The sequence below is a fragment of the Stenotrophomonas sp. P5_A8 genome (assembly GCF_056400545.1).
In genome coordinates, this window is sequence record NZ_JBFULB010000084.1 from 1 (window position 1) to 13,667 (window position 13,667).

The window sequence follows — 13,667 nt, forward strand, 5'->3', positions numbered from 1 at the left end:
GGTGAGGGCGCATTGCTTGCGAGGCACTGCCTCGCATGCGTCCGAACGCACAGCCGCCGGCGGCTGGGCCGGACCGCGGAGCGGGACTTGCGGCGTGTCCCGTGAACCTACCCGCCCCGGCCCAGCCACAGAGCAGGTTCTGAAGGCAGCTCTGGCCTTTCAGCTTTCGCTTTTCGCCTTCACACCAGCAGCAGCCGGCCGCCAGGGCCGGGCCGTCACCGCCATCCCTTCCTGCAACCGCTCCTGCCCCTCCACCACTACCCGCTCGCCCGCCTGCAGCCCGTGGCTCACCACGTACTGCCGGTCCACCAGACCATCCACCTCGATCGTCCGGATCACCGCCTTGCCCTCCTTGTCCACTACCCATGCATACGACTGCCCGCCCGTACTGCGCAGCACTGACTGCTGTGGCACCAACAACGCACCCACCTGTATCCCGCGCGGCACCCGCGCCCGCACGAACATCCCCGGCAACAACCGCCGCGCCGGGTTGTCCACCACGATCCGCAACACGATATCGCCGGTCTCCGCGTCCACATTGATCCCCGAAAACAGCATCCGGCCCTGCTCCGCATACGGCGTCCCGCCCGTCCCCAGCAATGTCACCGGCAAGCCCTTCGCCGCATCCAGCTGACCGGCCACCACCGCACGCTGGATACCCTCCAGCATCGACGCCGGTTGGCGCACATCCACGTATACCTGGTCCAACTGCTGCACCACCGCCATCGGCGTCGCATCGCTCGCGGTCACCAGCGCCCCTTCGGTCACCAGCGCCTGATCGATACGCCCGGCGATAGGCGACTCCACCGTGGCATAGCGCAGATCCAGCTGCCGCCGCGCCAGCGTCGCACGCGCCTGTGCCACGTCCGCCATTGCCTGCTGGTGCTCGGCATGCGCGTCATCGCGCGCCTGCTGGCTCACCGCCTGCGCCGCCGCCAGCGAACCCAGCCGCTCCGACTGCACCCGCGTCCGCGTCAACGCCGCCTCACTGCGCTGCAGCGACGCCCGCGCACTGTCCACCTCCGCACGGAAGGCGGCCGGGTCGATCTGGAACAGCGGCGTACCGGCCTGCACCTCCGCTCCCTGCGCGAACAGCCGCCGCTGCACGATCCCGCCCACCTGCGCGCGGATCTGCGCCGTACGCACCGCCGCCACACGTCCCGGCAGTTCATCGTCGCGCTGCACCGTCGCAGACGAAAGCGACACCACGCTCACCTCCGGCGCCGCCACTGGCGCCACCGTTTCCCTGGCACATGCCGCAAGCATGACCGCAAGCACCGCCCATACAGCGGTTTGAATCCTGTTGGTTTTCATCAGCAGCACAGGGCCGCACGCGCGACCAGAATCATGAATGGCGAAGTCTGCAGCGCCTGCGTGGGGTTTCGATGGAGGAACTGTGGAGATACGATGGAGCACAAGCACCTTCTGGCCCTGCCCCGCATGCACGCCACCGATTCACCCAGCGCCGCCGCGCACTGGGACCGCTCGCTCAACGGGCTCGTCCTGATCGTCGAAGACGAACCCGAGATCGCCGACATCATCGCCGCCTACCTGCATCGCGAAGGCCTGCGCACGCTGCGCGCCCAAGATGGCCTGCACGCGCTGGCGCTGCATCGCAGCGCCCGACCGGACCTGATCCTGCTGGACGTGCAGATGCCCGGGATGGATGGCTGGACGGTGCTCAACACCCTGCGCCAACGCGGCGACACCCCGGTCATCATGCTCACCGCACTGGACCAGGACCTGGACAAGCTGACCGCGCTGCGCATGGGCGCCGACGACTACGTGGTCAAGCCGTTCAATCCGGCCGAAGTGGCCGCGCGCGCCCGCGCCGTGTTGCGACGCACGTTGAATGCACGCCCGGCCGCCCCGCCCGGCATCCTGCGCGTGGGCACGCTGCTGATCGATGCCGAGCACCATTGCGTGCAGRTCGAGGGTGAGGGTTACAGCCACGAGCTGCTGCTGACCCTGACCGAGTTCAAGCTGCTGCACTGCATGGCCCTGGCGCCGTCACGGATCTTCAGCCGCAGCGAGCTGATGCACCAGTGCCTGCCCGAAAGCGAGGCGCTGGAGCGTACCGTCGACAGCCACGTCAGCAAACTGCGGCGCAAGCTCGATGACGTCGGCCTGGAAAACGTGCCGGCCAGCGTGCGCGGGGTCGGCTACCGGCTCGCGGCAGACCATTGATGCGCCGCCCGGGCCTGAGCCGGCACATCGTGGTGTCGATGTCGTTGATGGTGCTGGCGGTCATCGTGATGATGATCCTCAGCTCCTACCTGCTGTATGCCGTGCTGCTGGAGTTCTATCCCAATGCCGACGAGCCGGTGGACTGGGCGCCCACCGGCCCGGAGCTGGTGTGGATGGCCGGGGTCACGCTGATCGGCCTGACGCTGGCGGTGGCGGCGTCGGTGCGGCTTTCCCAGCGCATCCTCACCCCGCTCAACGCGGTGGTCGACAGCATCGGCAGGCTCGCCGAGGGCGACCTCGGCGCACGCGCTACGGCAAGCGACCGCTCACTGGGCGAGGTGGCCCTGCTGGTGGATGACTTCAATGCGATGGCCCGGCGCCTGCAGAACCAGGACGCCGACCGGGCGATGTGGCACGCGGCGATCGCCCATGAACTGCGCACCCCCGTCACCATCCTGCGCGGTCGCCTGCAGGGTCTTGCCGAGGGTGTGTTCCAGCCCGATGAGGCCCAGTTCCGCAGCCTGTTGGCGCAGGTCGAAGGCTTGTCGCGGTTGATCGAAGACCTGCGCGTGCTCAGCCTGGCCGACAGCGCGCGGCTGGACGTGCGCCGGGCCCGCAGCGACGTGGTGCAGGAAGTGCACTCGGTGATGACCCTGGTCGATCCCGGCTTCCGCAGCGGCGGCTTCGTGCTGGAGCTGGAGACCTCGCGCGAGGAGCATCCGGCCCACTGCGATCCCACCCGCGTGCGCCAGGCGCTGCTGGCCCTGCTCGACAACGCGCGGCGCTACGCCACGCCGGGGCGGGTGCGGATCGCCGTGCACGACACCGCCACCCACGTGCAGGTATCCGTCGATGACGAAGGCCCGGGGATCGACCCGAACGTCAGCGCGCAGATTTTCGAGCCGTTCCTGCGTGGCGATGGCTCGCGCTCGCGGCAGCGCGGCGGCAGCGGCCTGGGCCTGGCGGTGGTCAAGGCAATCGCCGATGCCCATGGCGGTCGCGTGTTCTGCACGGCCAGCGCGCTGGGTGGCGCGCGGTTCGTCATCGAACTGCCGCGCCAGTAGCGGCCTCGGTACGGGCGAGCGTGCGCATGCGCTGGCCGAGGCGCTCCAGGTTGTCATCGATGACTGCCAGTTCCTGCTGCTGCGCCAGCGGCAGGCGCGCGCGCAACTGGTGCTGCAGCTGCTGCCAGGCCGGTACGCCGCGTTCGCTGATCCGCGCGGTGGCCGCTGCCGCAGCCGCCCGCTCGCTGCCCAGCGGCACGCCATAGCCGCCCGGCACCAGCGCCGCAGGGGTGACCAGTTGGCCGGTGTCGCGCAGCAGCGCCATCAACGTATCGCGCGCGGCGTCCGCGCCGTCGGCCGGGTGGGCCAGCGTGCGTTTCAGCGCGGCACGTGCACGCAGTTCCCCGCGCTGGCGCGCGGCCTGTTCCAGCAAGAGCAGCGCCGAGGTGGCACGCAGGCCGCCCTGCTCCACCCACGCCGCGCGCTGCGCGGCCGGGCGCTGCAGCCATGCGTTGACCGTCGCGCTGCCCAGCGGCAGCTCGGCACGTGCGACGTCGAACAACTGCTGGTAGTACGCCTCCGCCGAGGCGAAGTAGTAGCCTTGGCGCAACGCCTCGCTGCGGTCCCCCAGCACCGTGCCATCGGCATGCCCCTGCCGCTCCAGTCGCGTCAACAGACCGCGCGGGGTGATCCGATTCAGCCCGGGCGTCGCCCAGCGCGGCACCCCTTCCTGCAGCAGCTTGCCGGTCTCCACCGCGCAGTTGTTGCTGACGAACCTGTAGCGTCCGCTGTAGCTCCACTGCACCTGCGCCACGCGTTCGAGCAGGCTGGCAATCTCCGTTGGCTGCAGCCGTAGCGGCACCGAGGACAGCCCGCGCAGCTCCACCTGGGTGTACTCGTTGATCACCTGGTTCAACGGCAGCACGAACAGCCGCGACGGATACGCGCCGGTCAGCCCCCGCCAGCTGGAGATCTGGACATCGCCGACGAACGCGCGGAAGGACAGCACCCGGTGGTAGGACAGGTCCATCCGGCAGGCCGGACCGGGCGGCCGCCCGGGTGCGCAGATCACCAGCCGCAGCATGCTGTGGCCCCAGCGACTCATCATCTGGTCGTTGCCCTCGGCCAGCAGGTAATCGACCGCGTAGACGCGCGCCGGGTCCACTGCCAGCAGCGAAGCCGCGCCGGTGTTTTCCTCGGCCTGCACCAGCGGCAGCGCTGCATCGCAGGCGGGCGTGTCCGCCAACGGGCCGATCTGCGCGGCGAACCACGCCGCCAGCGCAGGGCGACGGCAGGCGTAGCCGGGGTCGAGCAGGAAGTACTCGGCATTGACCGCCAGGTATTCGGCCGGGCTGCTGCGCTCGTAGTCGTCCGGGCTGCGGCCGCTGAAAGCGTTGCCGGTACGGCCCAGCCGCCAGGGGCGCTGCTGCCACCCACTGAGGTCGCGCCAGCGCGCGGTGCGCGACCAGCCGCCCGCCGCGCTGCGGTCCAGGATGTGGGTCAGCTCATGGATCAGCGCGGCCTGCACCGGACGCGGCAGTGGCTCCCCGTCCTGCACCGGGTCCAGCAAGGAACGGCGCAGCGCGATCGCGCCGTTACGGGCGCGGCCGTGCACGTGATCGGGAAGTGTGTCGGTCCAGCGCACCGGCACCGGTGCATCGAAGCGCGCCTGCCAGGTGAGGGGGAGCTGCGCCTGCACCTGCGCCAGCACGCGGCGCGCGGCCGCCTCCTGGACGGCATCCAGCCCCTGCGTCTGTAGATCCAACTGCAGCGCAGCGTGCGCCAGCGGCGCGGCCAGCAACGCCGCCAGGGCCGCCCAGCGCCAGCGGCGGGCCCGGCGGCGCGGTTGCATCACCGCGCCAGCAGACGCTTCGCCAACGCCAGGTCGCTGGCATCGCGCTGGGCGACGTCGCGCTCACGCAGGTGCAGCAGCGCCGCTTCCAGTCGCGCGCCACGGATCGCGCCGTCGCTGGCGACGAACGCGGCGGCATCTTCGCGTGCGTCGAGCACGATCTTGTCATCGCCCGAGCTGGACGAGCCGGCCGAGGAGGCGCCGGAGGCGGAACCGGCCGAAGAACCGGCGAAACTGGAGGCCAGCGCCGACAACGGCAGAGCAAGCACGGCAACAAGCAGGATCGGACGCATCATCAGGGTGTCGTTCGCGGTGGAAAGCACAGAGCGTATAGGTTGCGTGAAATCCTGTCGCGGCCTACAGGTCGAACAGCTTGCCCGGATTCAGCAGCCCTTGTGGATCAAACGCACGTTTGACCGCCTTCATCAGCGCGATTTCCGGCAGGCTGCGGGTGCTGTCCAGATAGCCTTTCTTGACCAGGCCGATCCCGTGCTCGGCCGAGATGCTGCCATCGAAACGCGCCAGTACCTGCGCCAGCAGCTTGGTGACGTGCTCGCACTGGGTCAGGAACTCGGCGTCGGGGGTGGCATCGGGCTTGAGCACGTTGATGTGCAGGTTGCCGTCACCGATATGCCCGAACCAGACCACGTCGAACTGCGGGTAAGCCTGGCCGATCAGGGCCTGGGTTTCGGCCATGAACGCGGGCATCGCCGAGATCCGCACCGAGACATCGTTTTTGTACGGCTTGTAGCGTGCGACCGCCTCGGTGATGCCTTCGCGCAGTCGCCACAGCTGTGCGGCCTGCGCATCGCTCGCACTGACCACGCCATCGCTGACCCAGCCCTGCTCCATGCAGGCCTCGAAGGCCGCCATCGCCGCGGCTTCCTGCGCCGCGTCGCCGGCCGCGAATTCGGTGACTACGTAAAACGGATGCACCTGGTCAAAGGGTGCCTGCGCGCCATGTGCCAGTACGTGTTCCAGCGCGCGGTCGGTGAAGAATTCGAAGGCCTGCAGTTGCAGCCGCTCGCGGAACGCGGCGAACACCTGCATCAGCACCTCGAAGCTGGGCAGCGCCAGCAGCATCACGTTGCTGGCCGGCGGCGGATCGGTCAGCCGCAGCGTGGCCTCCACGATCACCCCGAGGGTGCCTTCGGAAGCAATCAGGAGCTGGCGGAAGTCATAGCCGCTGGAGTTCTTGATCAGGCCCTTGTTGAGCTCAAGCAGCTCGCCGCTGGCGGTAACCACCTTGAGCCCGGCGATCCACTCGCGGGTGTTGCCATAGCGGATCACGCGGATGCCGCCGGCGTTGGTGGCGATGTTGCCGCCGATCGAGCACGAGCCGCGCGCAGCGAAATCCACCGGATAGATCAGACCGTGTTCCAGCGCGGCGTTGTGCACCGCTTCCAGCGCCATGCCGGCCTGCACGGTCAGGGTGCGGTCCACCGCATCGAAGGCCAGCGGCTTGTTCATCCGTTCCAGGCTGAGCACCAGCTCGCCATGGGCGGCCACCGCGCCACCGGACAGGCCCGTGCGGCCGCCCGACGGCACCACGGCCACGCGCTGCGCGGTCGCCCAGCGCAGGATCGCCTGCACGTCCTCGACGCTGCCCGGCAGTGCGATCGCCAGCGGCGCCGGGGTCCAGCGCCGGGTCCAGTCGCGGCCGTAGTGCTCCAGGTCGGCCGGGTCGGTCTTGAGCCGCAGCCCAGGGCAGTCCTGCAACAGCGAAGAAAGGCGCGGATCGGTCATGGCATCGGGACGGGGCAATGGAGTTCCCAAGCGTAGCAGACCCCCGTGGGTGTCCTGGCCGTCGGCATGCCCGCAGGCGGTGGCAACGGATGCATCTGAAACCATCGCCGCGTCCATTGGCGCACTGCACAATCGCCTGCCCGTTCTGGCATAGTTGGGCGCTCCCGCCCTACACGCTGCGCCCTTGCCCATGTCGCCGAAGAAGACCTCGTTCCCGAAGCAGGATATCCGCGTGCTGTTGCTGGAGGGGGTGAGCCAGACCGCGATCGACGTGTTCACCGCCGCCGGCTATTCGCAGATCGAACTGCACAGCAAGGCGCTGCCCGAAGACGAGTTGAAAGCGCGCATCGCCGAGGCGCACATCGTCGGCATCCGTTCGCGCACGCAACTGAGCGCCGAGGTACTGGCCCATGCCAAGCGCCTGATGGCRGTGGGCTGTTTCTGCATCGGCACCAACCAGGTGGACCTGGACGCAGCCGAGCTGGCCGGCATCCCGGTGTTCAACGCGCCTTACTCCAACACCCGCAGCGTGGCCGAGCTGGTCATCGCCGAAGCGATCATGCTCACCCGTGGCATTCCGCAGAAGAACGCCGAATGCCATCGCGGCGGCTGGTCCAAGTCGGCCGCCGGCAGCCATGAAGTGCGCGGCAAGACGCTGGGCATCATCGGCTATGGCCACATCGGCACCCAGGTCGGGGTGATGGCCGAGGCGATGGGCATGCAGGTGATCTTCCACGACGTGGAAACCAAACTGTCGCTGGGCAACGCGCGCGCGGCGATCAGCCTGGACGACCTGCTCTCGCGCGCCGATATCGTCACCGTGCACGTGCCCGAAACCCCGGCCACGCAGTGGATGATCGGTGCCGCCGAACTGGCGCGGATGCGCCCCGGCGCCCACCTGATCAACGCCGCACGCGGCACCGTGGTGGACATCGAGGCGCTGGACGCGGCGCTGCACAGCGGCCATATCGGCGGTGCGGCGCTGGATGTGTTCCCGATCGAGCCCAAGGGCAACGGCGATGCCTTCGTGTCGCCATTGACCGCGCACGACAACGTGATCCTCACCCCGCACGTGGGCGGCAGCACGCTGGAGGCGCAGGACAACATCGGCATCGAAGTGGCGGCCAAGCTGGTCCGCTACAGCGACAACGGCAGCACCCTGTCGGCGGTCAACTTCCCCGAAGTCACCCTGCCCGAGCACGAAGACAGCCTGCGCCTGCTGCACATCCACCAGAACGTGCCCGGCGTGTTGTCCCGGGTCAACGAGATCTTCTCGCGCCACAACGTCAACATCGACGGCCAGTTCCTGCGCACCGACCCCAAGGTCGGCTACGTGGTCATCGACATCACCGCCAGCGAGGCCCAGGCCACCGCCGTGCGCGAAGAACTGGCCGCGATCCCGGGCACCCTGCGGACCCGCGTGCTGTATTGATCGACGGCTGGGCTGCCCGGCGGCGGGATGTCGTGCCGCGCTGGCGCGCGGTTGCCGAGCATGGCTCGGCACTACCCGTGCGCGCGAGGTCCCGGTAGAGCCGAGCCATGCTCGGCTGCCTTTCGTTCCGGGATCGCGACGGCCTGATCCAGGCGTCGCACCGAGGTCAACCGCGACCGACGCGCCAGCCGGCGTTGGGCATCCGGCTGCGGACAATGATGCGGCGCTGCCTTGGTGCCGTGGTCCCGCGCTTCCGTGGTGCCGCGCTGCCGCGCGGTTGCCGAGCATGGCTCGGCACTACCGGTGCGCGCGAGGTCCCGGTAGAGCCGAGCCATGCTCGGCTGCCTTTCGTTCCGGCATCGCGACGGCCTGACCCAGGCGTCGGACCGAGGTCAACCGCGACCGACGCGCCAGCCGGCGTTGGGCATCCGGCTGCGGACGGTAGAGCCGAGCCATGCTCGGCTGCCTTCCGTTCCGGCATCGCGACGGCCTGACCCAGGCGTCGGACCGAGGTCAACCGCGTCCGACGCGCCAGCCGACGTTGGGCTTCCGGTTGCGGACGGTGGTGGCGCGGTGGCGCGGTGGCGTGGTGCCGCGCGGTTGCCGAGCATGGCTCGGCACTACCCGTGCGCGCGAGGTCCCGGTAGAGCCGAGCCATGCTCGGCTGCCTTTCGTTGCGGACCGAGCGCGTCGCAAAGGGACGATGCGCTTCGGTCGTTACCGCGCCAGCCAGCGCTTCGCCATCCGCGGCAACGAATCATCACCGTCCGGGGTTTCTATCGCCGCATTGGCCACGTCACGGATATCCCGCCAGGCCAACGCCAGCGATTCCTCGCTGATCGCGAACTGCTCGCTGCCCAGTGCACGCACCACGTAACGGGCATCGTAGTGCCAGTGGCCGGGTACGTCCTTGCGCTCGGGGATCCAGTGCTTGTCGATGTCGAACAGCTCGCCATCCTCCAGCACCAGCCCGCTCAGTCCGGACTCCTCCTCGGCCTCCTTCAGCGCCACCCGGGCCAGGTTGCGGTCGCCATCGGCGTGGCCGCCCAGCTGCAGCCAGCGGTCCAGCTTGCGGTGGTGGGTGAGCAGGACGCGCGCGCCGTCGGTGCTGACCAGCCATGCGCTGCCGGTGAAGTGGCCGGCCAGGCGCTCGCGCTGGAACGGGTTTTCCGCATCGTCCAACAATGTGCTGAATTCGTCAGCCAAGGCGGCGTGTTCAGGCTGGCGCCGCGCATATGCGGCCAGTTGGGCGCGCAGGTGGGCATCAGCAACGGCAATGGATTCAGGGTCGATCGACATGGGGGCGGGGGCGCGGGGCGGAATTTGTCGATTATCGCCGGCCCATGCTGCATTTGTGCTTGTGCGTGGGCTTCAGCTTTGGCTAAGGTACAGCGGGCCCCGCACCGTTGGGGCGCCCAGTTGCCATCAGGGTGTGCGGCAAAGTACCGCGCACCTCACCTTTGTCCATTTAGGGAAGCACTGCATGCTGAAGTCTCTGTTGAGGGTAAAACCGGTTGAACCGGCCGGGCACGTCGATGCCGGTGAGCCCATCGAAGGCAGCCTGGACGGCGAAGTCACGTTGAAACGGACCCTCACGGCGAAACACCTCATCATGCTCGGCATCGGTGCGGTGATCGGCGCAGGTATTTTCGTGTTGACCGGCCAGGCCGCGGCCAACCATGCCGGCCCGGCGGTGATGCTGTCCTTCGTGTTCGCCGGCTTCGCCTGCGCGCTGGCCGGCCTGTGCTACGCCGAGTTCGCGGCGATGATGCCGGTCTCCGGCAGCGCCTATTCCTACTCCTACGCCACGCTGGGCGAAGGCATGGCCTGGTTCATCGGCTGGTGCCTGGTGCTGGAGTACCTGTTCGCCTCGGCCTCGGTCGCCGTGGGCTGGTCGGCCTACCTGATCAGCTTTATCACCACCACGCTGCACATGCCCTTCCCCGACGCGCTCAGTGCCGCGCCGATCGCCTGGACCGGGCAGGAGTTCATTTCCTCCGGCAAGCTGTTCAACATGCCCGCGGTGCTGATCGTGGCGGCGGTGACCGGCCTGCTGTACGTGGGCGTGACCCAGTCCGCCTTCGTCAACGCCATCATCGTGGCCATCAAGGTGTTTGTGATCTGCCTGTTCATCGGCATCGGCGCGGCGCATGTGGACCCGGCCAACTGGCATCCCTTCATCCCCGAAAACACCGGCGTATCCGGCGAATTCGGCTGGAGCGGGGTGTTCCGCGCGGCGACCATCGTGTTCTTCGCCTACATCGGCTTCGATGCGGTCTCCACCGCCGCCGGTGAAACCAAGGATCCGCAGCGCAACATGCCGATCGGCCTGCTCGGCTCGCTGGCGGTGTGCACCATCGTCTACATCATCGTCTGCGCGGTACTGACCGGCATGCTGCCGTACCACCTGCTGGGCACCGACAAGCCGGTGGCCACCGCGCTGGAAGCCTACCCGAGCCTGTCCTGGCTGAAGACCGCAGTGGAAATCGGCGCGATCGCCGGCCTGTCCTCAGTGGTGCTGGTGATGATGATGGGCCAGACYCGCATCGCCTACACGATCTCGCGCGACGGCCTGCTGCCGAAGATCTTCGGCAAGGTCCACAAGCGCTTCCGCACCCCGTACTGGGCCACGATTGTCGTGGGCGTGCTGGCTGCGACGCTGGCCGGCCTGGTGCCGCTGAACGTGCTRGGCGAACTGGTTTCAATGGGTACCCTGTTGGCCTTCGCCACGGTCTGCATCGGCGTGCTGATCCTGCGCTACACGCGCCCGGAACTGCCGCGTCCGTTCCGCGTGCCAGTGGTGTGGATCATCTGCCCGCTGGGCGCGCTGTCGTGCCTGTTCCTGTTCTGGCAGGCCTTCGCGGTGCATTGGCACCTGTTCCTCGGCTGGACGCTGCTGGGGCTGTGCATCTACTTCGGCTATGGCATCCGCCACAGCAAGCTCAACAAGACCTCCGCCTGAGTGCTGCCGGGCCGGCCTTGCGCCGGCCCGGTGTTTTGACACGTCGTACCTGAGARGACACCCAAACCATGTTCAAGCAACTGTGGGCCACCAAGCACCCCCACGCCGCCCATGAAGACGCCAACGGCCTGAGCCTGGTCCGCACCCTCGGCCCGTGGGGGCTGACCGCGCTTGGCATCGGCGCGGTCATCGGCGGCGGCATCTTCGTGATCACCGGTCAGGCGGCGGCCAACCACGCCGGCCCGGCGATCATGCTGTCCTTCGTGCTGGCTGCGATCTGCTGCGCGTTCTGCGCGATGGCCTACGCCGAGTTCGCGGCGATGGTGCCAGTGTCGGGCAGTGCCTACACCTATACCTATGCCACGTTCGGCGAGCTCTCGGCCTGGTTCATCGGGTGGATGCTGGTGCTGGAATATGGCGTCTCCGCATCGGCGGTGGCGGTCAGCTGGACCGGGTACTTCCTGAGCCTGCTGAGTCATTTCGACATCCACCTGCCGGCGGCGCTGGTCAGTGCCCCGCTGGATGCGCAGCTGCGCCCGACCGGTGCGATCGCCAATATTCCGGCCGCCATCCTGGTGCTGCTGCTGACCTGGCTGTGCTACGTGGGCATCAGCAAGTCCTCGGCGATGAACATGGCCATGGTCGTGCTGAAGACCGGGCTGATCGTGCTGGTGATCATCGCCGGCTGGAAGTACGTCGACCCGGCCAACTGGACCCCGTTCATCCCCGCCAACGAGGGACCGGGCAAGTACGGCTTTGAAGGCGTACTGCGCGGCGCGGCGATGGTGTTCTTCGCCTACATCGGCTTCGAGGCCGTCTCGGTGGCCGCGCAGGAATCGCACCGGCCGCAGCGCGACATGCCGATCGGCATGCTGCTCTCGCTGGTGATCTGCACGGTGCTGTACATCGCCATGGCTGCGGTCATGACCGGGCTGGTGCCCTACGCCCTGCTGGGCACCGATGAGCCGGTGGTCACCGCCGTGGCCGCGCACCCGCAGCTGGGCTGGCTGCGCATCGTGGTCGAGATCGGCGCATTGATCGGCCTGTCTTCGGTGGTGCTGGTGATGATCATCGGGCAGCCGCGCATCTTCATGATCATGGGACGCGACGGGCTGCTGCCGCCGGTGTTCACCAAGATCCATCCCAAGTACCGCACCCCGCACATCAACACGGTGATCACCGGTATCGGCATCGCCCTGCTGGCAGCGCTGTTCCCGCTGGACATCCTCGGCGAGCTGACCTCGATGGGCACCCTGATCGCCTTCGCGGCGGTGTGCGCCGGCGTGCTGATCCTGCGCCGCACCCAGCCGGACCTGCCGCGTCCGTTCCGGATGCCGATGGCGTGGCTGATCTGCAGCCTGGGCGTACTGAGCTGCGTGGCGCTGCTGACCGCGATGACAGCGCACAACTGGATGCTGATGGGCGTCTGGACCGCAGTGGGCTTTGCAATCTATTTCGGCTACGGCTACCGCCACAGCCGCCTGCGCGGGTAATACCGGCCGCTGGCGGCCCTGGCCGATCCCGAACGAGCCCCGGTAGTGCCGGCCGCTGGCCGGCTCCAGGCAATCCCGAACGCGCCCCGGTAACGCCGRCCGCTGGCCGGCTCCAGGCAATCCCGAACGCAGCCCGGGTAGTGCCGGCCGCTGGCCGGCTCCAGGCAATCCCGAACGCGCCCCGGTAGCGCCGGCCGCTGGCCGGCTCCTCACGAACATCCTGGGTCCACGTGTCCCCGGCCAACGGCCGGCACGACCATCCGCGCGCGGGAATCATCGAAGCGCCGTAAAATACCCGCCATGACCACCCCCACGTTCCCCTACGACACCGCCCGCCTCAGCGAGCTGGCCCAATTGCTGATCGACAACGTCCGCGAGCTGGCCCAGGCCGGCTGGACCCCGGCCACCAGCAGCAACTTCTCGCACCGCCTGGATGACCGCCATGCGGCGATCACCGTGTCCGGCAAGGACAAGGGGCGGCTGGTGGAGGACGACATCATGGTGGTGGATTTCGATGGCAAGGCCATCGGCCGTCCGCTGCGCCCGTCGGCCGAAACGCTGCTGCATACCCAGCTGTACCGCCGCTTCCCCGAGATCGGCTGCGTGCTGCACACCCATTCGCCGGTGCAGACGATCGCCTCGCGCCTCTATGCGCCGCAGGGTCACATCCGGCTGGAGGGCTACGAGCTGATCAAGGCCTTCCACGGCAACAGTACCCACGAGATGGCCATCGACGTGCCGGTGTTCGCCAATACCCAGGACATGGACGTGCTCTCGGCTCAGGTCGATGCCCTGCTCGACACCCAACCGCTCTGGGGCTATCTGATCGACGGCCATGGCCTGTACGCGTGGGGCCGCACCATGGCCGAAGCGCGCCGCCACATGGAAGCCTTCGAATTCCTGCTGCATTGCGAGCTGGAGCTGCGCAAACTGCGCGGCTGAACAGTACCGCCCGCGCCCCGGTAGTGCCGGCCGCTGGCCGGCTCCACGC

At 68.3% G+C, this 13,667-nt stretch carries 11 protein-coding genes; 6 read left to right on the plus strand and 5 right to left on the minus strand.

The window, feature by feature from the left end:
• Window positions 1-159 precede the first annotated feature (159 nt).
• Entirely contained in the window at window positions 160-1,314 is a 1,155-nt protein-coding gene (locus tag AC1DQP_RS08295) for an efflux RND transporter periplasmic adaptor subunit (RefSeq protein WP_457319148.1), read from the minus strand.
• 126 nt (window positions 1,315-1,440) lie between these two features.
• On the opposite strand from AC1DQP_RS08295, the gene AC1DQP_RS08300 reads away from it, so the two are divergent.
• Window positions 1,441-2,187: a response regulator gene (locus tag AC1DQP_RS08300; RefSeq protein ID WP_478051406.1), complete on the plus strand. Its 747-nt coding sequence runs from the start codon at window positions 1,441-1,443 to the stop codon at window positions 2,185-2,187.
• On the plus strand, window positions 2,187-3,251 hold the full coding sequence (locus AC1DQP_RS08305) for an ATP-binding protein (protein WP_256777198.1): 1,065 nt from the start codon (window positions 2,187-2,189) through the stop codon (window positions 3,249-3,251). Before AC1DQP_RS08300 ends, AC1DQP_RS08305 begins: the two co-directional genes overlap by 1 nt.
• Here AC1DQP_RS08305 and AC1DQP_RS08310 read toward each other — a convergent pair.
• From AC1DQP_RS08310 to AC1DQP_RS08320, 3 genes are all read right to left on the minus strand, one after another.
• Window positions 3,229-5,043 carry a DUF7844 domain-containing protein gene (locus AC1DQP_RS08310; protein ID WP_478051405.1) on the minus strand — a complete coding sequence of 605 codons (1,815 nt, stop codon included), beginning with the start codon at window positions 5,041-5,043 and terminating at the stop codon, window positions 3,229-3,231. The two genes, AC1DQP_RS08305 and AC1DQP_RS08310, sit on opposite strands and share 23 nt — an antisense overlap.
• Window positions 5,043-5,339: a DUF2388 domain-containing protein gene (locus tag AC1DQP_RS08315; protein ID WP_256777200.1), complete on the minus strand. Its 297-nt coding sequence runs from the start codon at window positions 5,337-5,339 to the stop codon at window positions 5,043-5,045. The genes AC1DQP_RS08310 and AC1DQP_RS08315 overlap by 1 nt, the downstream gene beginning before the upstream one ends.
• A 61-nt stretch (window positions 5,340-5,400) precedes the next feature.
• Window positions 5,401-6,789: an FAD-binding oxidoreductase gene (locus tag AC1DQP_RS08320; protein WP_256777201.1), complete on the minus strand. Its 1,389-nt coding sequence runs from the start codon at window positions 6,787-6,789 to the stop codon at window positions 5,401-5,403.
• 190 nt (window positions 6,790-6,979) lie between these two features.
• Here AC1DQP_RS08320 and serA point away from each other — a divergent pair, with 190 nt between their 5' ends.
• Entirely contained in the window at window positions 6,980-8,221 is a 1,242-nt protein-coding gene (serA, locus tag AC1DQP_RS08325; RefSeq protein WP_256777202.1) for a phosphoglycerate dehydrogenase, read from the plus strand.
• Between the two features lie 717 nt (window positions 8,222-8,938).
• On the opposite strand, the gene AC1DQP_RS08330 is transcribed toward serA, so the two are convergent.
• Window positions 8,939-9,520 (minus strand): NUDIX hydrolase, encoded by a 582-nt coding sequence (locus AC1DQP_RS08330; protein ID WP_457319479.1) that lies wholly within the window; start codon window positions 9,518-9,520, stop codon window positions 8,939-8,941.
• A gap of 184 nt (window positions 9,521-9,704) precedes the next feature.
• On the opposite strand from AC1DQP_RS08330, the gene AC1DQP_RS08335 reads away from it, so the two are divergent.
• The 3 genes from AC1DQP_RS08335 (at window position 9,705) to AC1DQP_RS08345 (ending at window position 13,618) form a co-directional block, all read left to right on the plus strand.
• Window positions 9,705-11,183, plus strand: a complete 1,479-nt coding sequence (locus AC1DQP_RS08335) for an amino acid permease (RefSeq protein WP_256773875.1) — start codon at window positions 9,705-9,707, stop codon at window positions 11,181-11,183.
• 68 nt (window positions 11,184-11,251) lie between these two features.
• Window positions 11,252-12,676: an amino acid permease gene (locus tag AC1DQP_RS08340; protein ID WP_256773876.1), complete on the plus strand. Its 1,425-nt coding sequence runs from the start codon at window positions 11,252-11,254 to the stop codon at window positions 12,674-12,676.
• A 300-nt stretch (window positions 12,677-12,976) separates the two neighbouring features.
• Complete coding sequence (locus tag AC1DQP_RS08345; protein ID WP_457322371.1) at window positions 12,977-13,618, plus strand: methylthioribulose 1-phosphate dehydratase; 642 nt, start codon at window positions 12,977-12,979, stop codon at window positions 13,616-13,618.
• Window positions 13,619-13,667 lie beyond the last annotated feature (49 nt).

Excerpts from the sequence above, each read along its gene's own strand:
- AC1DQP_RS08295 (WP_457319148.1), bottom strand. The coding sequence starts at position 1,314 with ATGAAAACCAACAGGATTCAAACCGCTGTATGGGCGGTGCTTGCGGTC.
- AC1DQP_RS08305 (WP_256777198.1), top strand. The coding sequence starts at position 2,187 with ATGCGCCGCCCGGGCCTGAGCCGGCACATCGTGGTGTCGATGTCGTTG.
- AC1DQP_RS08310 (WP_478051405.1), bottom strand. The coding sequence starts at position 5,043 with ATGCAACCGCGCCGCCGGGCCCGCCGCTGGCGCTGGGCGGCCCTGGCG.
- AC1DQP_RS08315 (WP_256777200.1), bottom strand. The coding sequence starts at position 5,339 with ATGATGCGTCCGATCCTGCTTGTTGCCGTGCTTGCTCTGCCGTTGTCG.
- AC1DQP_RS08320 (WP_256777201.1), bottom strand. The coding sequence starts at position 6,789 with ATGACCGATCCGCGCCTTTCTTCGCTGTTGCAGGACTGCCCTGGGCTG.
- AC1DQP_RS08330 (WP_457319479.1), bottom strand. The coding sequence starts at position 9,520 with ATGTCGATCGACCCTGAATCCATTGCCGTTGCTGATGCCCACCTGCGC.
- AC1DQP_RS08340 (WP_256773876.1), top strand. The coding sequence starts at position 11,252 with ATGTTCAAGCAACTGTGGGCCACCAAGCACCCCCACGCCGCCCATGAA.
- AC1DQP_RS08345 (WP_457322371.1), top strand. The coding sequence starts at position 12,977 with ATGACCACCCCCACGTTCCCCTACGACACCGCCCGCCTCAGCGAGCTG.